Consider the following 22,383-nt stretch of genomic DNA (forward strand, 5'->3'; position numbering starts at 1 on the left):
CAGCCGATCCGCCGGCCATTGCGGACCATCGCAAACCGCCGCCAGCCGCCATCAGCCACCGCCACTCACGCTAATCAAACCGTCCACGCCATGTCCGCCGTCCTGTCCGCCGAAACTCGCTCCGCATCCGGCCTCGCGCTCAATCCGCAGCCGCAGCAGAAATTCTGGTTCGATCCGCCCGCGCCGCGCATCGGCGTCGAAGCGGAGCGCCGGCACCGGCGCGAGCGGCTCGCCGGCGCGTTCCGGCTGTTCGCGCGGCACGGCTTCGATCGCGGCCTCGCCGGCCACATCACCGCGCGCGATCCGGAGCTGACCGATCACTTCTGGGTCAACCCGCTCGGCGTGCATTTCTCGCGGATCAAGGTGTCCGATCTGCTGCTCGTCAACGGCCGAGGCGAGACGGTGATCGGCGACCAGCCGCTCAACAAGGCCGCGTTCGCGATCCACGCCGCGATCCACGACGCGCATCCGCACGTCGTCGCGGCCGCGCACACGCATTCGACGTACGGCAAGGCGTGGTCGACGCTCGGCCGCCCGCTCGACCCGCTGACGCAGGACGCGTGCGTGTTCTTCGAGGACCACGCGCTCTTCGACGACTTCACCGGCATGGTCGTCGACACGGGCGAAGGCGAGCGGATCGCCCGCGCGCTCGCGAAGCCCGGCGGCGGCGGCACGCACAAGGGCGCGATCCTGCGCAACCACGGAATCCTGACCGCCGGGCCGAGCGTCGAGGCGGCCGCGTGGTGGTACATCGCGCTCGACGACACCGCGCACACGCAATTGCTCGCCGAGGCCGCGGGCGCGCCGCGCCCGATCGACGCGGTAACCGCACGCCATACGCACGGCCAGATCGGCGGCCCCGACGGCGCGCTGCACGCGTTCGAAAGCCTGTACGCGGCGCTCGTCGCCGCCGAGCCCGACCTGCTCGACTGAGCGCGACCGACGCGCGGTCCGCCGCTTCAACCCTCGCCACGCCCGGAGATCTTCGTCATGACACGTGCCCCCGACGCCCTTTCGCCCGACGCCGCGCCCGCCAGCGACGCGCGCGCGCCGGCATCCACGCCGCCCGCATCGGGCCGCCGCAAGCTGCTGCGCGCGGCGGGCGCGGCCGCGCTCGCGGCCCCGGCGCTCACGCTCGGCCGCAAGGTCTGGTCCGCGCCGCCGCTCAAGAAGCTCACGTTCGCGTGGAACCAGAACGCGTTCTGCCTCACGCCGATCGTCGTCGCGAAGGAGCTCGGCTTCTTCGAGAAGAACGGCCTGTCGGTGGACCTGATCAACTACAGCGGCTCGACCGACCAGTTGCTCGAATCGATCGCCACCGGCAAGGCCGACGCCGCGGTCGGCATGATCCACCGGTGGCTCAAGCCGCTCGAGGCGGGCTTCGACGTGAAGATCATCGGCAGCTCGCACGGCGGCTGCGTGCGCCTCGTCGGCGCGAAGGCGGCGGGCGTCACGTCGCTCGCGGCGCTCAAGGGCAAGACGGTCGGCGTGAGCGATCTCGCCGCGCCCGGCAAGCACTTCTTCTCGATCCTGCTCGCGAAGCACGGCGTCGATCCGGAGCGCGACGTCGCGTGGCGGCAGTATCCGGCCGATCTGCTCGGCGTCGCGGCCGACAAGGGCGAGATCCAGGCGATCGCCGACGGCGACCCGAATCTCTACCTGCTCGAAAAGCGCAGCGCGGGCAAATACGCGGAGCTCGCGACGAACCTGTCCGGCGAATACGCGCGCAAGGTGTGCTGCGTGATCGGCGCGCGCGGCGCGCTCGTGCGCGACGACCGGCCGGCCGCCGCCGCGCTCGCGCGCTCGATCGTGCAGGCAACCGACTACACGCACGAGAATCCGGGCGAATCGGCGAAGGTGTTCGCGAAGTATTCGCCGAAGATCGATCCGGAGGACCTGCGCAAGCTGTACGCGACGCTCACCTACACGCACCATCCGACCAACGTCGATCTGCAAAGCGAGATCGCGTTCTACGCGGACGACTTTCGCCGGATCGGCGTGATCAAGAAATCGACCGACCCGCAGCGTTTCGCGCGGCAGGTCTATGCGAACGTGCTGGGGTGAACCGATGGCGACGCTACCTCACGCAACGTCCGCGACGCCGTCGGCCGCCGTCGACGGCGCGCGAACGCGCTCGGCCGGCATCGCGGCCGCCTCCGTTTCCGCTTCCGCCTCCGCCTCCACGTCGTCGCCCGACGTTACCGCGCAGCGCGCCGCACGCCCGCCCGCCTTAGGGTGCGGCGCGTGCGCGGCGACGCGCGACGCCGCCGCACGCCGCGCGAACGCCGCCGCGCCGTGGCTAACCGGGTTCGTCGCGGCCGTCGCCTGGCTCGCGTTCGGCGCGATCGCGCGGCTGTGGCCGAACCGGATCGTCGGCTTCGCCGACTGGGCGTACACCGACGAGATCGGCGCCGCCGCCTGGGCCGTCGCCGCCGCGCTGGCCGCGCTCGCGGCGCCGAGCGCGTTCGCGCGCGTCGCGCCAGGCCCGCGTGCCGGCGCGGCCGTCAAAGCCGTCAAAGCCGTCAAGGCGCTCGAGGCCCTCGCGGCGCTGCGGCGCGCGGGCCCGTGGCTCGTCGCGCTGCCGCTCGGCCTCGCCGCCTGGGAGATCCTGACCGCGAAGACCGCGCTGCTGCCGACGCCGTTCTTCGCGCCGCCGCAGGCGCTGATCGAAGTGGCCGTCGACGACTGGCCGCGCCTCGCCGGCAGCGCCGGCAACACGCTGAAGCTGCTCGGCATCGGCTTCCTGTACGGCGCGATCGTCGGCTTTCTCGTCGGCGTGTCGATCGGCTGGTCGCGGCGCATCGGCTACTGGGTGCATCCGGTGCTGCGCGTGCTCGGCCCCGTGCCCGCCACCGCGCTGCTGCCGCTCACGTTCTACTTCTTCCCGTCGAGCTATTCGGCGGCCGCGTTCCTGATCGCGCTCGCGACGGGCTTTCCGGTCGCGGTGCTCACGTGGTCCGGCGTCGCGGGCGTGAACAACGCGTATTACGACGTCGCGCGCACGCTCGGCGCGAACGCGCGCTTCCTCGTGCTGCGCGTCGCGATTCCGGCCGCGCTGCCGCAGGTGTTCGTCGGCCTGTTCATGGGTTTGAGCGCGTCGTTCACGGTGCTCGTCACGGCCGAGATGATGGGCGTCAAATCGGGTCTCGGCTGGTATCTGAGCTGGGCGCAGGGCTGGGCGTCGTACGTCAACATGTACGCGGCGCTCATCGTGATGGCGCTGCTGTTCTCCGGACTCATCACGCTGCTGTTCGCGGTGCGCGACCGGGCGCTCGCGTGGCAGAAAGGAACCGTCAAATGGTGAGCGAAACGATGGCGACGCGGGCGGCCGATGCCCGCGCCGGCGCACGCGCGGCCCAGTCGAACGCGGCCGCGACGTCCGCCGGGCCGAGCGCCGCGCCGGCCGGCGCGCGCATCGACGTGCGAAGCGTCAGCCACTGGTTCGACACGGCGGGCGGGCCGCTCCAGGTGCTCGACGACGTGACGCTGTCGGTCGCGCCCGGCGAGTTCGTCGCGCTGCTCGGGCCGAGCGGCTGCGGGAAATCGACGCTGCTGCGGCTCGTGGCGGGGCTCGATGCGGCGACGCACGGCGCGCTGTTGCAGAACGGCGCGCCGATCAGGCGGCCCGACCCGTCGCGCATCGTCGTGTTCCAGGACCCGACGCTGTATCCGTGGCGGCGCGTGCGCGCGAACGTCGCGCTCGGGCTGCAGGCGCGCGGCGTGCTGAAGCGCGAGCGCGGCCGCGTCGACGAAGCGCTCGCGCGCGTCGGCCTGACCGAGTTCGCCGATGCGTTCCCGCATCAGCTCTCGGGCGGGATGGCGCAGCGCGTCGCGCTCGCGCGGGCGCTCGTCAACGATCCGCAGTTGCTCGTGCTCGACGAGCCGCTCGGCAAGCTCGATTCGCTGACGCGGCTCGCGATGCAGGCCGAGCTCGCCGCGCTGTGGCGGCGCACGCGCTTCTCCGCGCTGCTCGTCACGCACGATGTCGAGGAGGCGCTCTTTCTCGCGCAGCGCGTGATCGTGTTCGGGCCGCGACCCGCGCGCATCGTCGCGGAGCTGCGCGTCGATCTGCCCTACCCGCGCCATCGCGGCGATCCGCATCTCGCCGAGCTGCGGCGCGACGCGCTGTCGCATCTCGGGCTCGACGCGAGCTGGTGAGCGGTGGCGGCGCGGCGAATGACGGCCGGAAGGCGCGGCGTTGACGGCGCGCGATCCGTTTGCGCGGAACGCGCGCCCGACGTCGCGCGCATGCGGCTTGCAGGCGATGCGCGGTGGGATGTCGGGTGGGATGTCGAACGGGATGTCGCGTGTGATGTGATTCGCACGCGGCGCGGCGCACCGCGCTCGTCGGCGAAGCGATGAGCCCGCCGCCCGCCGAGCTCTGGCTGAACGCGCTGCTGAGCGCGCTGCACGCGGCCCAGCTCGCGCTGCTGCATGCGGCGCATGCGCTCGGCATCGCGGGCGACAGTCACGGCCAGCCCGCATGGCCGTGGGCGCGGCGGATCGCCGCCGAGACGCTGCGGCTCGATCTCGGCGCCGCCCGCGCGCTTGCCGCGGCGCTCGCGATGACCGCGATCGCGTTGCCGATCGCGGCCGCCGCGCTCATGCGGCGCCGACGGCGCATCGCACTGTTGGCGATCGCCGCGCTACTCGCCGCGTGCGCGCCGTGGCCCGCGCCGTCGCTATGGCTCGCCGACGCCGTGCCGACCAGCTTCCACGCGAGCCCCGAGCCGTTCTCCGTCGCATCGGCCGTGCGCGGCGCGCGCGTCTACGCCGCGCACTGCGCGAGCTGCCACGGCGGTGACGGCCGCGGCGACGGCCCACTCGCGCACACGCTCGAGCGCTGGCCGCCGACCGTCGTCGGACCGCTGCTCGGCCGCCGCCTCGACGGTGAACTATTCTGGCGCGTGCTCGCCGGCATGCGCGACGCGCACGGCGCGCGGACGATGCCGGGCTTCGCGGGCCGCCTGTCGGACGACGACGTCTGGGCCGCGCTCGACTACCTGCGCGTGCTCGCCGCGCGCGGCGGCGCGCATGGCGGCGACGGCTGGCCACTGCCGGTGCGACTGCCCGCGCTCGACGTGCGCTGCGCCGGCGGCCCGCCGCAACCGCTCGCGCACTGGCGCGGCGGACAGCGCGTGCGCGTCGTCGTGCTCGGCGAGCGGGACACGCCGCCTGTCGAAGACGCGCGCTGGCAGACGCTGCTCGTCACGCGCGACGGCGGTTCGCCCGCGGCGCCGGGCGCGGCCGGTCGCGCGGCCTGCGTCGCGGCGACGCCCGGCGCATGGGATACGTTCGCCGCGCTCACGGGCGTCGCGCCGCGAGCGTTCGCCGGCGCGCAACTGCTCGCCGACCGCGACGGCTGGCTTCGCGCGGCGGCCAAGCCCGGCGCGCCCGGCTGGCGGGACGCCGATCTGCTGTGCGCGTCGCCTCGTCCGTCGCGCCGCCCGCAGCCTCCGCCGACACCGACACCGGCGCGCGGCGGCGACGCGCTGACCGCGCTGCTGTTGCGCATCGATGCGGAGCCGGTGCGCGACGTGCAGGGCGGCTTCGTTCATTGAGGCGCGGGCCATGCACGATGGACGACGGCCGATGCCGACGACGACCGCGCCGGCGATGCGGCAACGGAAAGCGACGTCGATTGAACTTTTCGGCTCGACGCGCGCGATTCGAATCGCGGGCTTCGGGCTTCGGGCTTCGGGCTTCGGGCTTCGGGCTTCGGGCTTCGGGCTTCGGGCTTCGGGCTTCGGGCTTCGGGCTTCGGGCTTCGGGCTTCGGGCTTCGGGCTTCGGGCTTCGGGCTTCGGGCTTCGGGCTTCGCTTCGGGCTTCGGGCTTCGGGCTTCGGGCTTCGGGCTTCGGGCTTCGGGCTTCGGGCTTCGGGCGTCGAGTGTCGGGTGTCGGGTGTCGGGTGTCGGGTGTCGGACTTCGGACTTCGGACTTCGGACTTCGAGCTTCGAGCTTCGAGCTTCGAATTTCGAATTCCGAATTCCGAATTTCGAACCCCGAACCGCAAGCCCACAATTTCAACCACCAAGCGTTTTGAGCACTTCACACACTGCGGCCCGATGAATGCCCGGAAAACACGAACCGCCGTACGCCGCCGAAACGTCTCGGCCCCATCCGACGCCGCGCGCCGGCACGACGAAGCACCTCGCCCCGCGAAGCCAACCGGGGCCCCGATCGCCGCAACCGCGCCGAACGCCGCCGGCCGCTCGCCCGCCGCGATCGGCGTCACCCGCCCGCATCCCGACCAACCGCCACCCGGCATCCACACGCCCGACACCCCGATGACATCGACACCGAACCCCACCCGACGGCGATTCCTCGCCTACGCCGCCGCAACCGCCGTGGCCGCGCCGCTCGCTTCCCGCGCGCAAGCGCTCGCGCGCCCGCTGCTGAAAGCCGGCGACCAGAAAGGCGGCCTGCGCGCGCTCCTCGAAGCGGCGGGCGCGCTCGCGGGCGTGCCGTACGACATCCAGTGGACGGAGTTCCCCGCCGCCGCGCCGCTCGCCGAAGCGCTGAACGCGGGCGCGGTCGACTGCGGCCCGATCGGCGACGCGCCCGTGATCTTCGCGCTCGCGTCCGGCGCGCGCGTGAAGGTGATCGGCGCGAACCGCTCGGACCCGTACGGCACCGCCGTCGTCGTCGCGCCCGACGCGCCGCTGCGCCGCGCGGCCGATCTGAAGGGCAAGCGCGTCGGCACGACGCGCGGCTCGATCGGCCACTTCGTCACGCTGAAGGCGCTCGACGCGGCGGGCCTCGCGCCCGCCGACGTCGATTTCCGCTTCCTGCCGCCCGCCGACACGATGCTCGCGCTCGCGAGCGGCTCGATCGACGCATGGGCGACCTGGGAGCCTTACACCGCGCTCGCGCAGACGAGCGGCCGCGCACGCGTGCTCGTCGACGGCCGCGGGCTGTGGTCGGGCCTGAGTTACGTCGCGGCGACCGACGCCGCGATCGCCGCGAAGCGCGACGCGCTGCGCGACTTCCTGCAGCGGGTCGCGCGCGCGCAGGCGTGGTCGTATCGGCACGTCGACGCGTATTCGGCCGCGCTCGCGCGGATCATCGGCATTCCGCCCGCCGCCGCGCGCCTGCAGTTCGAGCGCCGCCGCACGCAATGGCAGCCGATCGACGACGCGATCGTCGCCGAACAGCAGCGCACCGCGGACTTCTATCTGAAGGCGGGCCTGCTGAAGCGTCCGCTCGACGTGCGGCCCACGTTCGATCGCGCCTTCCCGCTCGCGTCCGGCTAGCGGCGGCTCACGCCGATATCCGGCGCGCGGCCGCGGCAATCCGCCCGGCGGGACCGCGTTCGATGGCGGAAAACCCGCGTTCGGCGACGGCGGCGGCACGCATGTCAAGCGGCGCAAAGCGCCGCGCGACGCGGCGATCGGCCCGTGCGCGGCCGCCGCGCGGACGCCCAATCCGCCTTGCGAAGGCAGGTGCGGCCCCGCGCGGCCCAGGCGCGTCTAGTGCGCGCGCTCGGACGCGGACAGTTGCATACGCGGGCAATCTGGCAGAATCACGGTTCCGCCGCCGTTTTTTGCTAATCCGTACCGGTCCCCGGGCTCGAGCGCCATGCCAGTCATCAGCGAACTTTTCGTCTATCCGATCAAGTCCTGTGCGGGCATTGCGACGGTGCGCGCGCAATTGCACGTGACAGGCCTCGAATACGACCGCAACTGGATGGTCACCGACCCGGCGGGCATGATGATCACGCAGCGCACGCATCCGCGGCTCGCGCTCGTGCGCACGGCGATCGGCGAGCGCGAGCTCGTCGTCGACGCGCCCGGGATGCCCGAGCTGCGCACGCCGCTCGCGGCGTCGGCGCTCGCGGGCGCCCAGCCGCTCGCGGCGACCGTCTGGCGCGACACCGTGAACGCGCTCGACGCCGGCGCGCACGCGGCAGCCTGGTTCAGCGAGTTCCTCGGCACGCCCGCGCGGCTCGCGCGCTTCGCGCCCGACGCGCGGCGCGTCGTCGGCGCGAAATGGACGGGCGCGTTCACGTCGTACGCGCAGTTCGCGGACGGCTTTCCGATCCTGGTCGTCGGCCAATCGTCGCTCGACGACCTGAACGCGCGGCTGCGCCGCAAGGGCGCGAGCGCGGTGCCGATGAACCGCTTCCGCCCGAACGTCGTGCTGACGGGCCTCGACGCGTACGAGGAAGACTATGTCGACTATCTCGACGTGGAAACCGACGACGGCGGCGTGCGCCTGAGTCTCGTGAAGCTCTGCACGCGCTGCCCTGTCCCGACGATCGACCAGCGCACGGGCGCGCTGGACCCGGCCTGGCCGAACGAGCCGACCGACACGATGAGCGTCTATCGCGGCAGCGCGCAATTCGACGGCGCGCTGACGTTCGGCAAGAACGCGATCGTCGTGAACGGCGAAGGCGCGTTTCTGGAGGTCGGGCAGTCGGTCGACGCGGAGATCGCGTTCCGCGAGTGACGTCCGCGCTTGCGCCCGCGTGCGAGGCCATGGCCGGCGGCGCGGCGGGCCGACGCAGTGGAGGGCTGCGTCGAAGCGCATCGGCATGCGCGTCGTATGCGCCGCCGGCCCCCAACCAGCCGCGAGATCGGGAGCGAGCGCTCCGCGCCGCGAACACGAGGCGAAATGCGAAATGCGGCGATGGCGATCTTCGGCGGGCGCTTGTTCTGCTTCCAGCATTTCGAATGCTTCGGGTAGCTCGGGTAGTTCGGGCACTTCAAGCACTTCAAGCACTTCAGGCATTTCAGGCATTTCAGGCATTTCAAGCACTTCAGGCACATCAGGCACTGAAGGCATTTCAAGCGCTTCACGTACTGAAAGTACTGAACGCATTTCAGGCATGTGAAGCGATCCCATTGCCGTTCCCGCCTGGCGCGATCCCGTCGACTCCAACGGCTTCACAACGAAAGCCTCGAATCACGCCGCATCGCATGCATCAACAGCGCCGATCGTCGAGCAGGCCGCCGCCGGCAATCCGTTATCCGCCGCATCGCAGCGCGCCCGTCCGCCCGCCGCCCCCAAACGAAAAATCGACCTCCCGCCGCCTCACATCGAGCGCTCAGGCCGCATGAACCGGCAGCGTCACCCGCACGACGAGCCCGCGGCCCCGTGCACGAGCGCCTGCCGCACGCGCGCCCGCCGGCCCGCCGCCGTCGCGCTCTGCGCCGCTCATGCCACCCATGCCACCCACGCCGCTCATGCCGCTCATGCCGCTCATGCCGGCAGCATCGCTCACGCCGCCCGTCCCCGCCGCATCGTCCAGCTCGACCTTCCCCCGATGCACGCGCGCGATCTCGCGCACGATCGACAGCCCGAGCCCCGTGCCGTCGATCGCGAGCGTCGCCTGGCTCCGATAGAAACGCTCGAACACCGCGTCGCGCTCGTCGGGCGCGATGCCCGGCCCGTCGTCGATCACTTCGAGCCGCGCGAGCTCGCCGTCGCGCGCGATCCGCACCGTGATCACCGCGCCGTCGCCCGCGTAGCGGATCGCATTGTCGATCAGGTTGCCGACGAGCTCGCCGAGCAGATCCGCGCGCCCCATCACGTCGACGCTCGCGTGCTGCTCGAAGCCGAGATCGATGCCGCGCGCGCGGGCGACGCCCGACCAGTCGAGCGTCACGCTGCGCGCGAGCTTCGCGAGCGCGACGGGCTTGCGCTCGATCGCCGGCGCGACATCCGATTCGAGCCGCGACAGCGACAGCAACTGCTGGACGATCTTCGCCGCCTGCCGCACCGCGCCGTTCACGCGCCGCAGATGCACATTCACGCGCTCGCGCTCGGCGGGCCGCAGCGCGAGCTCGACGCCCGCCTGCGCGGCCGCGAGCGGTGTCTTCAGCTGATGCGCGGCGTCGGCGAAGAAGCGCCGCCGCGCGACCTGCATGCGCTGCGTGCGCCCGACGTACTGGTTGATCGATTCGACGAGCGGCGCGACCTCGCTCGGCAGCCCGAGCGTCTCGAGCGGCGTCGGGTCGTCCTCCGCGCGCGCGGCGACCTTCGCCGACAGCCGGTTCAGCGGCCGCAGCCCGCGCCCGACGCCGAGCCACACGATGCCGAGCGCGAGCACGACGAGCAGGCCCTCCTGCAGCAGCGAGCCGACGAGGATCTCGCGCGCGAGCGCCTGCCGCGCCTCGATCGTCTCGCCGACCATCACCCAGACGACGCGCGTCAGCGCGCTCGGCACGTCGTGCACGGGCAGCCGCAGCGCAGCCATCCTGAGCCGCTCGCCGCGGTAGACGGCGTCGTAGAACGCCGTCGTGTAGAGCGGCGCGTTCGCCTTCGCGGGCGGCATCGGCAAATCCCGGTAGCCGGTGATCGCGCGGCCGTCGTCGTCGCGGATCAGGTAGTAGATCTTGCCGCCGTCGTTCGATTCGAACATCTCGAGCGCGAGATACGGCAGATCGACCTCGACCTCGCCGCCGACGAGCCGCACGCCCTCGCGAATCGACTTCAGCGACGACGCGAGCGTGCGGTCGAACGCCACGTGTGCGGCGTTCATCGCACGCTGGTACGTGAGCCACGAATCGAGCGCGAGCAGCCCGAGGAACGGCAGCAACAGCCACAGCGCGACCTGCGCGCGCAGATTGAGCCGCGTCATCGCGGCTGCGCCTCGAGCAGATAGCCGAGCCCGCGCAGCGTGACGATCGCGACGCCGCTGCCCTCGAGCTTCTTGCGCAGCCGGTGCACGTAGATCTCGATCGCGTCGGCGTTCACCGATTCGTCGAGCCCGAAGATCTTCTCCGACAGCGTCTCCTTGTTGATCGCGCGACCGTTGCGCAGGATCAGCACCTCGAGCACCGAGCGCTCGCGCGGCGTCAGCGCGAGCACGTCATTATTCAGACGAAAACTGCGATCGACGCTGTCGAACGCAAGCGGCCCGCATTCGACGCGCGTGTGCTCGTGGCCGAGGCTGCGCCGGATCAGCGCGCGGGCGCGCGCCTCGAGCTCGGTCAGCTCGAACGGCTTCGCGAGATAGTCGTCCGCGCCGAGATCGAGCCCGCGCACGCGGTCCTCGACCGAGCCGTGCGCGGTCAGGATCAGCACGGGCACCGGATTGCGCCGCGCGCGCAGCCGCCGCAGCACTTCGAGGCCGTCGAGCTTCGGCAGCCCCAGATCGAGAATCACGAGCGCGTAGTCCTGCGTGTGCAGCACGTGGTCGGCGGCCTCGCCGTCCGCCATGTGATCGACCGCGAAACGCGCGGCGGCGAGCGCGTCGGCGAGCGACTGCGCGAGGATCGGGTTGTCTTCGACGAGCAGCACACGCATCAAGCAAAACCTCGGGAAATCCATAATCAAAAGAAAGCGATTGTGACGAAAAATGAAAGCGTGCTGAAAGTGCGCGCCGCGTACCATCCGCGTCACTCGAACCAACCAAGACGCCACTGGAGGAAGACATGCAGTACGCACCGGCCGCCATCGCCGCCGCTCTTTTCGTCGCCGCAAGCACTGTCTGCGCACAGGTCCCGGCCGGCTATCCGGGTAACTACCAACGCGTGATCGACGCCGCGAAGCAGGAAGGCAAGCTCGTCGTCTACTCGACGACCGACACAGCGCTCGTGCGCCCGCTCATCAAGGATTTCGAAAGCCTGTACGGCGTGAAGATCGAATACAACGACATGAACAGCACCGAGCTTTACAACCGCTACGTCAGCGAAAGCGCCGCGAAAAGCGCGAGCGCCGACGTGCTGTGGAACTCGGCGATGGATCTGCAGGTGAAGCTCGTCAACGACGGGCTGATGGCCGCGTACGATTCGCCCGAGACGCCGAACGTGCCGCAATGGGCGCAGTATCAGAAACAGGCGTACGGCACGACCTACGAGCCGCTCGCGATCGTCTACAACAAGCGCCTGATTCCCGAGAACGACGTGCCGAAGACGCGCGCCGATCTGATCAGGCTGCTGCAATCGCAGCCCGAGAAATTCAAGGGCAAGGTGACGACCTACGACATCGAGAAGTCCGGCGTCGGCTTCAACTACCTGACGCAGGACGCGCACGTGAACGAACAGGTGACGTGGGAGCTCGTGCGCGCGATCGGCGCGGCGGGGCCGAAGCTGCAGTCGAGCACGGGCGCGATGATGGAGCGGATCTCGTCGGGCGAGAACCTCGTCGGCTACAACATCATCGGCTCGTATGCCTACGCAAAGGCGAAGAAGGACAAGTCGATCGGCTACGTGTTTCCGAAGGACTACACGCTCGTCGTGAGCCGCCTCGTGACGATCTCGAAGCAGGCGCAGCATCCGAACGCGGCCAAGCTGTGGGTCGACTACCTGCTGTCGAAGCGCGGCCAGACGCTGATCGCGAACCAGGCCAATCTCTACTCGATCCGCACGGACGTGTCGGGCGAGACGTCGATGACGCGCCTCGCGCAGGATCTCGCCGATTCGCTCAAGCCGATCCAGATCGGCTCGGGCCTGCTCGTCTACCTCGATCAGTCGAAGCGCCTCGCGTTCCTCAAGCAGTGGCAGCAGGCGCTCAAGCGCTGAGCCCGCACGCGTGAGCGCGCGCGGCCGCCGCCGCGCGCGCCCTCCCCGCTTTCCTTTTCCATCGACGCGGCCCGCGGGCCGCAAGGGCAAACTCATGCTTACAACCACCAGCGGCCGACCGTCCGCGCCCGTCGCGCGCGCGCGCGGCGACGGCGCGCCGCCCGCGCCGGCGGCGGGCGGACTCTGGCCGCTCGCGGGCATGCTGCGCTGGATCGTCGTCGCGGTGCTGACGATCGCGGTCGCGCTGCCGATCGCGTTCATCGTGTTCCAGAGCCTCTTGACCGCGCCGTTCTTCGACGCGAACAGGACGCTCGGCATCGAAGGCTTCCGCTTCATCTTCACCGATCCCGACTTCTGGTCCGCCGCGAAGAACTCGTTCGTCATCGCGGGCGGGATGCTGTTCATCTCGATTCCGCTCGGCGGCATCCTCGCGTTCCTGATGGTGCGCACGGATCTGCCCGGCCGCCGCTGGCTCGAGCCGCTCGTGCTCACGCCCGTGTTCGTGTCGCCGATGGTGCTCGCGTTCGGCTACGTCGTCGCGGCGGGCCCGGTCGGCTTCTATTCAGTGTGGTTCAAGGCGCTGTTCGGCATCTCGTCCGTGCCGTGGAACATCTATTCGATCTTCGCGATCACGGTGATCGTCGGCTTGACGCACGTGCCGCACGTGTACCTGTACGCGTCCGCCGCGCTGCGCAACCTCGGCTCGGACGTCGAGGAGGCCGCGCGCGTGACGGGCGCGCGGCCGTTTCGCGTCGCGCTCGACGTGAGCCTGCCGATGACACTGCCCGCCCTGCTCTTCTCGGGCGTGCTCGTGTTCTTCCTCGGCTTCGAAGTGTTCGGGCTGCCGCTCGTGCTCGGCGACCCCGAAGGCCATCTCGTGCTCGCGACGTACCTGTACAAGCTGACCAACAAGCTCGGCGTGCCGTCGTATCACCTGATGGCGGCCGTCGCCGTGTGCATCATCGCGATCACGTTTCCGCTCGTGCTGCTGCAGCGCCATCTGCTGAAATCGGCGAGCCGTTACGTGACCGTCAAGGGCAAGGCGGGCCGCCCGACCGTGCTGCCGCTGCGCGCGTGGCGCTGGGTCGCGCTCGCGATCGTCGCCGCGTGGCTCGCGCTCACCGTGATCGTGCCGATCTCCGGCATCGTGCTGCGCGCGTTCGTCACGAACTGGGGCGAAGGCGTGCCGCTCGCCGACGTGCTGACCGTCGCGAACTTCGTCGAGCTGTTCGAGCAGGACAACCTCGTGCGCGCGATCTTCAACACGCTCGGCATCGGCGTGATCGGCGGCGCGCTCGCGATCGGCTTCTACTCGCTCGTCGCGTTCGCCGGCCACCGCCGTCACGACTGGGCCGCGCGCATGCTCGACTACATCGTGCTGCTGCCGCGCGCGGTGCCGGGCCTTCTCGCCGGCCTCGCGTTCCTGTGGATCTTCCTGTTCGTGCCGGGCCTGCGCGAGCTGAAGAGCTCGATGTGGAGCATCTGGATCGCGTACACGGTCGTGTGGCTCGCGTACGGGATGCGCGTGATCCAGAGCGCGCTGCTGCAGGTGGGCCCGGAGCTCGAGGAAGCGGGCCGCAGCGTCGGCGCGACGCGCGCGCGCGTGTCGCTCGACGTGACGCTGCCGCTCGTGCGCTTCGGCCTGCTCGCCGCGTGGCTGCTGATCTTCATGATCTTCGAGCGCGAATATTCGACGGCCGTCTATCTGCTGTCGCCCGGCACCGAGGTGATCGGCGCGCTGCTCGTGTCGCTTTGGGCGACGGGCGCGGTCGATCAGGTCGCCGCGCTGTCCGTCATCAACATCGCAATGGTCGGCGCGGGACTCGCCGTCGCGTTGCGCTTCGGAGTGAAACTGCATGGATAAGCTCATCGTCGACGATCTGCATCTGAGCTACGGCGCGAACCCGATCTTGAAGGGCGTGTCGTTCGAATTGAAAGCGGGCGAAGTCGTGTGCCTGCTCGGCGCGTCGGGCAGCGGCAAGACGACGCTGCTGCGCGCGGTGGCGGGGCTCGAGACGCCGTCGTCCGGCCGCATCCGGCTCGACGAGCGCACGTTCTTCGACGGCGCGGGCCGCGTCGACCTGCCCGTCGAGGCGCGCTCGCTCGGCCTCGTGTTCCAGTCGTACGCGCTGTGGCCGCACCGCAGCGTCGCGGAGAACGTCGGCTACGGTCTCAAGCTGCGCCGCGTCGCGGCGGGCGAGATCAAGCGCCGCGTGCAGACCGCGCTCGACCAGCTCGGCCTCGGCCATCTCGCCGAACGCTATCCGCACCAGTTGTCGGGCGGCCAGCAGCAGCGCGTCGCGATCGCGCGCGCGCTCGTCTACAACCCGCCCGTGATCCTGCTCGACGAGCCGCTGTCGAACCTCGACGCGAAGCTGCGCGAGGAAGCGCGCGCGTGGCTGCGCGAGCTGATCGTGTCGCTTGGGCTGTCGGCGCTTTGCGTCACGCACGACCAGGCCGAGGCGATGGCGATGTCGGATCGCATCCTGCTGCTGCGCGACGGCCGCATCGAGCAGGAAGGCACGCCCGCCGAGCTGTACGGCGCGCCGCGCACGCTCTATACGGCCGAGTTCATGGGCAGCAACAACCGGATCGACGCGCGCGTCGACGCGATCGACGGCGAGCGCGTGACGCTCGCGGGCGACGGCTGGCGGCTCGCGGCGCTCGCGCGCGGCGCGCTTCGGCAAGGCGAGGACGCGCACGCGGTGATCCGCGTCGAGCGCGTGCAGGTTGCGGACGAGCCGGGCGAGAACCGGCTGCCCGCCGAGCTCGTCACGTCGATGTATCTCGGCGACCGCTGGGAATACCTGTTCCATTGCGGCGAGCTGCGGCTGCGCGCGTTCGGCTCGGCGCCGCGCGCGGCGGGCCGGCATTGGCTGGAGTTTCCGGCGAACGATTGCTGGGCGTTCGCGAAGGCGGGCTGACCGGGGGGGCGTTTGGTGTTCGGCGTTTGGCGTTTGGCGTTTGGCGTTTGGCGTTTGGCGTTTGACGTTCGGCGTTCGGCGTTCGGCGATTGGCAAGCGGCAAGCGGCAACGCAAGTTCGAGGTGATGCGGCGCTTTCGGCGCGCGGGATGCCGGGTGCGATTCCAGATGCTGCCGGATACGCGGCCGTATGCGATGCCGTATGCAACCGCAAACGACGCCGAACGCCACGCACGCCGCGCCGCCTTCGCGCGAACCCGCGACGCATCGCCCCGCGCCATGCGGCGGCGCTCGTCGCTCCGGCTCGCGAAGCATGAACGCGCGCGACGAACCCGCCCCGAACGCCCCGGCGCAATCCCCTGTAGCACCCAGCAGCAAACCCGCGCCGGCATCCGCCGGCGCACCCGGCGCGCGCACGCCGCCTGACGGCGAACGTGCGCGCGCCACCTAAAACAACCACCACTCAATCGGAGACACCGAAAATGAAAAAGCATCGCCGAAACGCCGGCAGGGCTGCGATCTCAGCCGGCCTCGCCGCGTGCGCGAGCCTCGCGGCCGGCCACGCGCTCGCGCAGTCGAGCGTCACGCTCTACGGCATCATGGACGCGGGCGTCGAATACGCGAACCACGCCGCGCCGGAGGGCGGCAGCGCATTGCGCCTGAAGTCGGGCAACAAGAACACGTCGCGCTGGGGCCTGCGCGGCGTCGAGGATCTCGGCGGCGGCTTGAAGGCGGTGTTCCGGCTCGAAAGCGGGATCGACCTCGCGAACGGCGGCTTCGACGACGGCCCCGACTCGATCTTCGCGCGGCGCGCGACGGTGGGCCTCAAGGGCAAGTGGGGCGAGCTCACGCTCGGACGCAACTTCACCGTCACGTATGACTACATGCTGCCGTTCGACCCGATGGGCTACGCGCAGAATTATTCGTGGGCGACGTCGTCGACGGCCACAGGCGGCCGCAAGGACGGCATGTTCACGCGCTCGTCGAACTCAGTGCGCTACGACGGCGCGTACGGCGGCTTGCGCTTCGGCGCGATGTACGGCTTCGGCAACGTGCCGGGCAGCATGAAGACGAGCGCCAAGTACGACTTCGCGCTCGGCTACGAGCGCGGCGCGTTCGCGGCGGTCGTCACGTTCGACCGCCAGAACGGCGCGCGCGACAGCGTGAGCCCCGCCGATCCGGTCGACTACGTGCAGGGCATTCATGCGGGCGTCAGCTACGATTTCGGCAACCTGAAGACGATGGCCGGCTATCGCAACTACCGCCGCACGTTCCACACGGCGGCGGCGACGCAGTTGAGCGACATGTACTGGATCGGCGGCTCGTACGACTTCACGCCGGCGTTCTCGCTGATCGGCGCGGTCTATCACCAGAACATCAAGGGCGGCACCGACGCCGATCCGACGCTCGTGTCGCTGCGCGCGCAATATTCGCTGTCCAAGCGCACCGTGCTGTATGCGGCGGGCGGCTTCGCGATCGCCCGGCATGGGCGCAACGTCGGTGTGTCGCGCGATTCGGTCGGCTACGCCGATACGCAGGCCGGCGTGACGCTTGGCATGCAGCAGCGGTTCTGAGCGAACGGCGCGCGATTGCATGCGATTGCATGCGATTGCACGGGAGGCGCGGGACGGAACCGGACGGCACCCGGCGACCGGGTGGTGTCGGGCGGTGTCGGGAGGCGTCGGGAGGCGTCGGGAGGCGTCGGGAGGCGCGCGCCGCATATCGTCGCGGCCGCGCGCCCGTCACCGGGACGCGCCCATCGTGAACACCGGACGAACCAGGCTGCTCGTGTCGTCCCAATACGCGCCGACGTCGGCGAGCGGCACGGTTTCGGTGTCGATCCGCAGCCCGGCCGCACGCGCCGCCTCGAACACCGCCCGCGCGGCATCCAGCAGGCGCGGCAGCGAAAGGCTGCCGAGGCCGCTGCCCATCAGCGTGATCGCCGTGGCGCGCAGCACCGCGCCCGGCAGCAGCACGTCGGCGCCGCCGATCGTGCCGATTTGCACGAAGCGCACCGGGCGAGCCTCGGGCGACGCGTTCGCCGCGGCCATCAGCGCGGCCCGCGCGCTCGCGCCCCACAGATAATCGAGCACGACGTCCACGCCCGCGCGGAAATGCGTCTCGAACGCGCGCGCCACCTGCCCGTCGTCCTGCGCGAGCGAGATCGTGACATCGGCGCCCGCGGACTTCAGCGCATCGAGCACGTTCGCATTGCGCCCGGTCGCGATCACTTTCGCGGCGCCGAGGTGCTTCGCGATCCGGACGGCGAGCCGCCCCGACGTGCCGGTCGCGCCGTTGACGAGCACCGTCTCGCCTGCCGCGAGCCGCGCGCGCTCGGTGAGCGCCGCCCACGACGACATGCCCGGCAGCGCGATCGCGGCCGCCGTGACGTCGTCGAGCGAATCGGGCAGCGGGATGCAGTTCGCTTCGGGCACGAGCGTACGCTCGGCCATCGCGCCGAACGGCGCCTGCGGGCCGAAGAAGTAGACGCGCCGGCCGTCGTCGAGACGCCCGGCGCCGTCGACGCCCGCCACGAACGGGAAACGGCCCGTCGACGAGTAATGCGCGCCCGACGCGCGCGCCTGCGCGAGCCGGCTCAACGCGGAAGCGGTCACGTCGATCGCGCGATGGCCGGGCGACGCGCCCGGCGAATCGAATTCGGCGTAGGCCGGGCGCTGGCCCGCGCCCAGGACGACAGCAGCTTTCATGAAGGCTCCTTGATCATTGGGTCGCAGCGGGATCGCTCGATCGCCGCGCGTCGTGAATGTCGGGACCGTCGAACGAGTCGATCGCGCGTGCCGCGGCCGACGCATCGGCATCGGCATCGGCATCGGCGTCGGCGTCGGCGTCGACATCGGCAGCATCGGCAGCGCGCCCGCTGCGCTTGCGCCCCGCCGCGTCGCCGCGCGTCGAGGCGAATCGCCCCGAGTCACCCCGAATCGCGCCGCAATCAGCCGGCGCGCGCGCGTTCGCGAGAACCGCGGCCGTGGCGGGGGCGCGGCTCGCGACGCTGGACGCCTCGCATCGCTCGACGTGTACGTGGGGAACCGATTCGGCTCGCACCGCCAGGCGCGGCGCGCCGAATCGAATGGAAGTGAACGCAGTGTAGACGTGCGCGCGCGACCGGTCTCCGGTATAAAGGCCATTCGATACGGTATTCAGGCCATGCTCGATCCCATTCTTCCCATCGAACTCGTCACGTCGTCCGACGGCCCGTTCGTCGCCGCTGTCGAATTGACGCAGCACGGCGCGCGCACCACCGCGCGCCACAGCCACGCGCGCGGACAACTCGTCGGCACGTCGAGCGGGCTCGTGTCGATCGGGCTCGACGACGAGGACTGGGTCGTGCCCGCGATCCACGCGATCTGGATTCCGCCGCATCGCGTGCACTCGCTGCGCTCGTTCGGGCCGTTCTCCGGCTGGAGCGTCTTCATCGCGGAGCACCGGTGCGCGACGCTGCCGGACGCGCCGCGCGCGATCGTCACGTCGCCGCTGCTGCGCGAAGCCGTACGCCGCGCGGCGAGCTGGCGCGGCGGCGAGCTCGACGGCGCGCGCGCGCGGATTGCGGACGTGATGCTCGACGAGATCGCGGCGGCGAAAACGGGATCGCTCGGACTGCCGCGCCCGCGCGATCCGCGGCTCGTGCGGATCACCGACGCGCTCGCCGGCGATCTCGCGGACAACCGCCGCGTCGACGAATGGGCCGCGTGGGCCGGCATGGCGCCGCGCACGCTGAGCCGCCGCTTCGTGTCCGAGACAGGATTGACGTTCGCGCAATGGCGTCAGCAGGCGCGCCTGCTGCGCGCGCTCGAACGGCTCGCGGACGGCGTGACGGTGACGACGGTCGCGCTCGACCTCGGCTACGACAACGTGAGCGCGTTCATCGACATGTTCCGCCGCACGCTCGGCACGACGCCCGGGCAGTATGTGAACGCGAAGCCCGGCGGGCGGCGCGGCGACGCGCCGCCGATCAATGCCGGCGCAAGCCGAAATCAGTAAGTGCCGTCGCCCGCGCGAACCGCGCCGCCTGCCGGCGACTTGAACCGCGCGGCGAGCTGCTGCGCGCCGCGCGCGAGCAGCGTGGTGTCGACGCCGACCGCGACAAACGTCGCGCCGGCCTCGAGATAGCGCCGCGCCGCGCGCTCGTCCGCGCTCAGGATGCCCGCCGCCTTGCCCGCCGCGGCGATCGCGGCGATCGCGCGATCGATCGCCGCCTGCACGTCCGGATGCGCGGGATCGCCGAGATGCCCGAGATCGGCCGCGAGATCGGCGGGCCCGATGAACACGCCGTCGACGCCGTCCACGCGCGCGATCGCGTCGATCGCGTCGAGCCCCGCGCGCGTCTCGACCTGCACGAGCACCGCGATCCGCTCGTTCGCCTGCCGCACGTAATCGTCGACGCGGTTCCAGCGCGACGCGCGCGCGAGCGCGCTGCCGACGCCGCGAACGCCGTGCGGCGGATAGCGGGTCGCCGCGACGGCCGCGCGCGCCTCGCCCGCGCTCTGCACCATCGGCACGAGCAGCGTCTGCGCGCCGAGATCGAGCACCTGCTTGACGACCACCGCGTCGTTCCACGGCACGCGCACGACGGGATGCGAAGGATACGCGGCGATCGCCTGCAATTGCGCGAGGATCGTCGGCACCGTGTTCGGCGCGTGCTCGCCGTCGATCAGCAGCCAGTCGAAGCCCGCGCCCGCGACGACCTCCGCGGCGTAGGCATTCGCGAGCCCGAGCCACAGCCCGATTTGCGCCTCGCCGCGCGCGAGCGCGGCCTTGAACGTGTTGTCAGGAATGAGCATCGTCGTCCGTCATTCGAAATGGCAATGGATCGCGCCGAGCGGGCCGTAATCGACGTTGAACGTGTCGCCGCTCTTCGCCGCGCACGGCCGCGTGAACGATCCGCCGAGGATGATCTCGCCCGCGTCGAGCGACACGTCGAAGCGCGCGAGCCGGTTCGCGAGCCACGCGACGCCGTTCGCGGGGTGATTCAGCACGCCCGCCGCGACGCCCGTTTCCTCGACGACGCCGTTGCGCGACATGATCGCCGCGACCCAGCGCAGATCGACGTCCATCGGCCGCACGGGCCGCCCGCCGAGCACGACGCCCGCGTTCGCCGCGTTGTCGGCGATCGTGTCGAACACCTTGCGCGGGCGCTTCGTGTCCGGATCGATCGACTGGCTGCGCGCGTCGATGATCTCGAGCGCGGGCACGACGTAGTCGACCGCGTCGTAGACGTCGAACACCGAGCAGTGCGGCCCTTGCAGCGGCTTGCCGAGCACGAACGCGAGCTCGACCTCGACGCGCGGCACGATGAAGCGGTGCGCCGGAATCGCCGCGCCGTCCTCGAAGAACATGTCGTCGAGAAGCGCGCCGAAATCGGGCTCGTCGATCTGCGACGAATACTGCATCGCCTTCGACGTGAGGCCGATCTTGTGCCCCTTCAGCGCGCGCCCTTCGGCAAGCTTCATGGCGACCCACGTGCGCTGGATCGCATACGCGTCGTCGATCGTGATCTCCGGGTAGTCGAGCGAGATCTGGCGGATCTGCTTGCGCTCGCGCTCGGCGGCGTGCAGCCGGCGCGCGAGCAGCTGGATGGTGGCGGAATCTAGCATGGTCTTCGTTGTCGGGGTTGGGGTCACGCGCCGCGCTTGTAGCGTGCGTGGATATTGTTGTGCTTGTACGAGCCCGTCTCGCTGAACTCGGTCAGCTCCATCGACAGCGCGAGATAGCGCCGTTCGTAGAGCGCGGCGAAATGCGCCTTGATCGCGTCGAACAGCGCGTCGCATGCGGCCTTCTTCGTCGCGTCGTCGCGGCCCGAGCCGATCTTCAGCGTCACGTGCACGAACGCGTCGTCGGCGGTGCCGTCGGCGACGCAGTAGTCCTGCAGCTCGATCGCGCGCGAGCGGATGCCGCCCGTCGGAAACACGCCGCCCTGCGCGATCAGCGTCTCGTTGATCGTCTTGAGCAGCACGGGAATCCGCGCGTCGTCGCGAATGTTCGCGGTGTATTCGACGATGATGTGAGGCATGTCGGCTCTCCGTGTTCTTCAGAATTGCGTCGGCATCCGAAGCGAATCGTCGCGCCGCTCAAGGCAGCGGGAAGATCGCGTTGATCTGCCCGGTGCCCGAGCTCGCGAAGTAGTCGGTCACGATCTCGACCGGCTTGTCGTAGCGGTCCCAGCCGAGCAGGCCGAGCAGCATCGCGGTATCGTGCATGCCGCCTTCGCCGAAGCAGTGCTCGTTGTACTCGGGCAGCATCTTGCAGAAGGTCGCGAAATCGCCCTGCTTCCACAGCTCGACGACGCGCAGGTCCACTTGCCGGAAGAACTCGCGGCTGATCATGTGGATCGCCTCCTCGGGGCTGCCGTTGTCGTTGAAACGGTGCGACAGCGAGCCGCTCGCGAAGAACGCCACGTTCGAATCGCTCGCTTCGATCGCGTGCCTGAGCGCCTCGCCGAAGCGCCGGCTCTCGTCGAGCGCGTGCCACATGCACCAGCCGGCGATCGACACGACCTTGAAATGCTGATCGGCGTTCATGTAGCGCATCGGCACGAGCGTGCCGTACTCGAGCTCGAGACTGTCGATCTCGTGCGCGCGCGTGCCGATCCCGCGCTCGTTCGCGGCCGCCGCGATCAGATGGCCGAGCGCCGGATTGCCCGGATACTCGTAGCGCATGTCGCGGATGAAATGCGGCAGCTCGTTGCTCGTGTAGACGCCCGCGAAATGCCCGTTGCAGTTCACGTGATAGCCGGCGTTGACGAGCCAGTGCGTGTCGGCGACGACGATCGTGTCGACGCCGAGCGCGCGGCAGCGCTCGCCGATCGCCTGATGGCCGCGGATCGCCTCCGCACGGCAGCCGTGATGCCTGCCCGGCAGCTCGGACAGATACATCGACGGCACGTGCGTGATCTTCGCGGCGAGTGACAGCTTTCCCATCGTGAGTCTCCTGCCGCGTCGCCGGCAAACAGAGCCCGCGCGCGGCGTATCATTCGT

Annotated in this window: 22 protein-coding genes; 13 read left to right on the forward strand and 9 right to left on the reverse strand. The window is 70.5% G+C overall.

The features are described 5' to 3' along the window. Positions 1-90 precede the first annotated feature (90 nt). The 5 genes from WT60_RS29330 to WT60_RS29350 all read left to right on the forward strand — a co-directional run bounded on the left by WT60_RS29330 (position 91) and on the right by WT60_RS29350 (position 5,561). On the forward strand, positions 91-933 hold the full coding sequence (locus tag WT60_RS29330; RefSeq protein ID WP_059578615.1) for a class II aldolase/adducin family protein: 843 nt from the start codon (positions 91-93) through the stop codon (positions 931-933). Positions 934-990: 57 nt separating this feature from the next. Continuing rightward, positions 991-2,064 carry an ABC transporter substrate-binding protein gene (locus WT60_RS29335; RefSeq protein ID WP_038744296.1) on the forward strand — a complete coding sequence of 358 codons (1,074 nt, stop codon included), beginning with the start codon at positions 991-993 and terminating at the stop codon, positions 2,062-2,064. A 4-nt stretch (positions 2,065-2,068) separates the two neighbouring features. After that, a complete protein-coding gene (locus WT60_RS29340) occupies positions 2,069-3,304 on the forward strand; it encodes an ABC transporter permease subunit (protein ID WP_082759344.1) in 1,236 nt (411 codons plus the stop codon). Beyond that, positions 3,298-4,158, forward strand: coding sequence for an ABC transporter ATP-binding protein (locus WT60_RS29345; RefSeq protein ID WP_059670285.1), 861 nt, complete (start codon positions 3,298-3,300; stop codon positions 4,156-4,158). The genes WT60_RS29340 and WT60_RS29345 overlap by 7 nt, the downstream gene beginning before the upstream one ends. A 200-nt stretch (positions 4,159-4,358) precedes the next feature. Next, entirely contained in the window at positions 4,359-5,561 is a 1,203-nt protein-coding gene (locus tag WT60_RS29350; protein ID WP_059670284.1) for a cytochrome c, read from the forward strand. Here WT60_RS29350 and WT60_RS35775 read toward each other — a convergent pair. Continuing rightward, entirely contained in the window at positions 5,555-6,028 is a 474-nt protein-coding gene (locus WT60_RS35775) for a hypothetical protein (RefSeq protein WP_145986907.1), read from the reverse strand. The genes WT60_RS29350 and WT60_RS35775 overlap by 7 nt on opposite strands. Before the next feature lie 260 nt (positions 6,029-6,288). On the opposite strand from WT60_RS35775, the gene WT60_RS29360 reads away from it, so the two are divergent. Together WT60_RS29360 and WT60_RS29365 are read left to right on the forward strand one after the other, a co-directional pair. Beyond that, positions 6,289-7,254 carry an ABC transporter substrate-binding protein gene (locus tag WT60_RS29360; protein ID WP_038752341.1) on the forward strand — a complete coding sequence of 322 codons (966 nt, stop codon included), beginning with the start codon at positions 6,289-6,291 and terminating at the stop codon, positions 7,252-7,254. Between the two features lie 325 nt (positions 7,255-7,579). Continuing rightward, positions 7,580-8,449, forward strand: a complete 870-nt coding sequence (locus tag WT60_RS29365; protein WP_060355742.1) for an MOSC N-terminal beta barrel domain-containing protein — start codon at positions 7,580-7,582, stop codon at positions 8,447-8,449. Positions 8,450-9,047: 598 nt separating this feature from the next. Here the strand turns inward: WT60_RS29365 and WT60_RS29375 are convergent. Next, complete coding sequence (locus WT60_RS29375) at positions 9,048-10,583, reverse strand: sensor histidine kinase (protein WP_060355743.1); 1,536 nt, start codon at positions 10,581-10,583, stop codon at positions 9,048-9,050. Next, positions 10,580-11,251 carry a response regulator gene (locus tag WT60_RS29380; RefSeq protein ID WP_038752349.1) on the reverse strand — a complete coding sequence of 224 codons (672 nt, stop codon included), beginning with the start codon at positions 11,249-11,251 and terminating at the stop codon, positions 10,580-10,582. The genes WT60_RS29375 and WT60_RS29380 overlap by 4 nt, the downstream gene beginning before the upstream one ends. Before the next feature lie 128 nt (positions 11,252-11,379). Here WT60_RS29380 and WT60_RS29385 point away from each other — a divergent pair, with 128 nt between their 5' ends. From WT60_RS29385 to WT60_RS29400, 5 genes are all read left to right on the forward strand, one after another. Next, positions 11,380-12,468: an ABC transporter substrate-binding protein gene (locus tag WT60_RS29385; RefSeq protein ID WP_060355744.1), complete on the forward strand. Its 1,089-nt coding sequence runs from the start codon at positions 11,380-11,382 to the stop codon at positions 12,466-12,468. 94 nt (positions 12,469-12,562) lie between these two features. Beyond that, positions 12,563-14,332: an iron ABC transporter permease gene (locus WT60_RS29390; protein ID WP_059578631.1), complete on the forward strand. Its 1,770-nt coding sequence runs from the start codon at positions 12,563-12,565 to the stop codon at positions 14,330-14,332. Further along, positions 14,325-15,392: an ABC transporter ATP-binding protein gene (locus WT60_RS29395; protein ID WP_038752357.1), complete on the forward strand. Its 1,068-nt coding sequence runs from the start codon at positions 14,325-14,327 to the stop codon at positions 15,390-15,392. The genes WT60_RS29390 and WT60_RS29395 overlap by 8 nt, the downstream gene beginning before the upstream one ends. An 89-nt stretch (positions 15,393-15,481) precedes the next feature. Next, positions 15,482-15,817, forward strand: a complete 336-nt coding sequence (locus WT60_RS34085) for a hypothetical protein (RefSeq protein ID WP_145986908.1) — start codon at positions 15,482-15,484, stop codon at positions 15,815-15,817. A gap of 56 nt (positions 15,818-15,873) precedes the next feature. Beyond that, positions 15,874-16,965: a porin gene (locus WT60_RS29400; protein WP_060355745.1), complete on the forward strand. Its 1,092-nt coding sequence runs from the start codon at positions 15,874-15,876 to the stop codon at positions 16,963-16,965. 168 nt (positions 16,966-17,133) lie between these two features. Here the strand turns inward: WT60_RS29400 and WT60_RS29405 are convergent, their stop codons facing one another. Continuing rightward, the gene (locus WT60_RS29405) at positions 17,134-18,099 is read right to left on the reverse strand and encodes a zinc-binding alcohol dehydrogenase family protein (RefSeq protein ID WP_059578640.1); all 966 of its coding nucleotides are present in this window, start codon (positions 18,097-18,099) and stop codon (positions 17,134-17,136) included. Between the two features lie 13 nt (positions 18,100-18,112). Beyond that, on the reverse strand, positions 18,113-18,637 hold the full coding sequence (locus WT60_RS29410; RefSeq protein ID WP_186448671.1) for a hypothetical protein: 525 nt from the start codon (positions 18,635-18,637) through the stop codon (positions 18,113-18,115). Here WT60_RS29410 and WT60_RS29415 point away from each other — a divergent pair. After that, positions 18,557-19,390 carry a helix-turn-helix transcriptional regulator gene (locus WT60_RS29415; RefSeq protein WP_038752368.1) on the forward strand — a complete coding sequence of 278 codons (834 nt, stop codon included), beginning with the start codon at positions 18,557-18,559 and terminating at the stop codon, positions 19,388-19,390. The two genes, WT60_RS29410 and WT60_RS29415, sit on opposite strands and share 81 nt — an antisense overlap. On the opposite strand, the gene hpaI is transcribed toward WT60_RS29415, so the two are convergent. Genes hpaI through hpaD form a run of 4 tightly spaced genes read right to left on the reverse strand, consistent with a single transcriptional unit; the run spans position 19,384 to position 22,326 of the window. Further along, positions 19,384-20,190, reverse strand: a complete 807-nt coding sequence (hpaI, locus tag WT60_RS29420; protein ID WP_038752371.1) for a 4-hydroxy-2-oxoheptanedioate aldolase — start codon at positions 20,188-20,190, stop codon at positions 19,384-19,386. The two genes, WT60_RS29415 and hpaI, sit on opposite strands and share 7 nt — an antisense overlap. A 9-nt stretch (positions 20,191-20,199) precedes the next feature. Next, positions 20,200-21,003 (reverse strand): 2-oxo-hept-4-ene-1,7-dioate hydratase, encoded by an 804-nt coding sequence (gene hpaH / locus WT60_RS29425; protein WP_060355747.1) that lies wholly within the window; start codon positions 21,001-21,003, stop codon positions 20,200-20,202. Positions 21,004-21,026: 23 nt separating this feature from the next. Continuing rightward, positions 21,027-21,419, reverse strand: a complete 393-nt coding sequence (locus tag WT60_RS29430) for a 5-carboxymethyl-2-hydroxymuconate Delta-isomerase (protein WP_059578650.1) — start codon at positions 21,417-21,419, stop codon at positions 21,027-21,029. A gap of 58 nt (positions 21,420-21,477) precedes the next feature. After that, the gene (hpaD, locus tag WT60_RS29435; RefSeq protein ID WP_038752379.1) at positions 21,478-22,326 is read right to left on the reverse strand and encodes a 3,4-dihydroxyphenylacetate 2,3-dioxygenase; all 849 of its coding nucleotides are present in this window, start codon (positions 22,324-22,326) and stop codon (positions 21,478-21,480) included. Positions 22,327-22,383 lie beyond the last annotated feature (57 nt).

This window comes from Burkholderia sp. MSMB617WGS (assembly GCF_001532025.2).
Classification (GTDB): domain Bacteria; phylum Pseudomonadota; class Gammaproteobacteria; order Burkholderiales; family Burkholderiaceae; genus Burkholderia; species Burkholderia savannae.

Coding starts and splice junctions, on each gene's coding strand:
- WT60_RS29400 (WP_060355745.1), top strand. CDS start 15,874: ATGAAAAAGCATCGCCGAAACGCCGGCAGGGCTGCGATCTCAGCCGGC.
- WT60_RS29430 (WP_059578650.1), bottom strand. CDS start 21,419: ATGCCTCACATCATCGTCGAATACACCGCGAACATTCGCGACGACGCG.
- hpaI (WP_038752371.1), bottom strand. CDS start 20,190: ATGCTCATTCCTGACAACACGTTCAAGGCCGCGCTCGCGCGCGGCGAG.
- WT60_RS29395 (WP_038752357.1), top strand. CDS start 14,325: ATGGATAAGCTCATCGTCGACGATCTGCATCTGAGCTACGGCGCGAAC.
- WT60_RS29375 (WP_060355743.1), bottom strand. CDS start 10,583: ATGACGCGGCTCAATCTGCGCGCGCAGGTCGCGCTGTGGCTGTTGCTG.
- WT60_RS29350 (WP_059670284.1), top strand. CDS start 4,359: ATGAGCCCGCCGCCCGCCGAGCTCTGGCTGAACGCGCTGCTGAGCGCG.
- hpaD (WP_038752379.1), bottom strand. CDS start 22,326: ATGGGAAAGCTGTCACTCGCCGCGAAGATCACGCACGTGCCGTCGATG.
- WT60_RS29380 (WP_038752349.1), bottom strand. CDS start 11,251: ATGCGTGTGCTGCTCGTCGAAGACAACCCGATCCTCGCGCAGTCGCTC.
- WT60_RS29340 (WP_082759344.1), top strand. CDS start 2,069: ATGGCGACGCTACCTCACGCAACGTCCGCGACGCCGTCGGCCGCCGTC.
- WT60_RS29360 (WP_038752341.1), top strand. CDS start 6,289: ATGACATCGACACCGAACCCCACCCGACGGCGATTCCTCGCCTACGCC.
- WT60_RS29390 (WP_059578631.1), top strand. CDS start 12,563: ATGCTTACAACCACCAGCGGCCGACCGTCCGCGCCCGTCGCGCGCGCG.
- WT60_RS29330 (WP_059578615.1), top strand. CDS start 91: ATGTCCGCCGTCCTGTCCGCCGAAACTCGCTCCGCATCCGGCCTCGCG.
- WT60_RS29365 (WP_060355742.1), top strand. CDS start 7,580: ATGCCAGTCATCAGCGAACTTTTCGTCTATCCGATCAAGTCCTGTGCG.
- WT60_RS29335 (WP_038744296.1), top strand. CDS start 991: ATGACACGTGCCCCCGACGCCCTTTCGCCCGACGCCGCGCCCGCCAGC.
- WT60_RS29405 (WP_059578640.1), bottom strand. CDS start 18,099: ATGAAAGCTGCTGTCGTCCTGGGCGCGGGCCAGCGCCCGGCCTACGCC.
- hpaH (WP_060355747.1), bottom strand. CDS start 21,003: ATGCTAGATTCCGCCACCATCCAGCTGCTCGCGCGCCGGCTGCACGCC.
- WT60_RS29385 (WP_060355744.1), top strand. CDS start 11,380: ATGCAGTACGCACCGGCCGCCATCGCCGCCGCTCTTTTCGTCGCCGCA.
- WT60_RS29345 (WP_059670285.1), top strand. CDS start 3,298: ATGGTGAGCGAAACGATGGCGACGCGGGCGGCCGATGCCCGCGCCGGC.
- WT60_RS29415 (WP_038752368.1), top strand. CDS start 18,557: ATGCTCGATCCCATTCTTCCCATCGAACTCGTCACGTCGTCCGACGGC.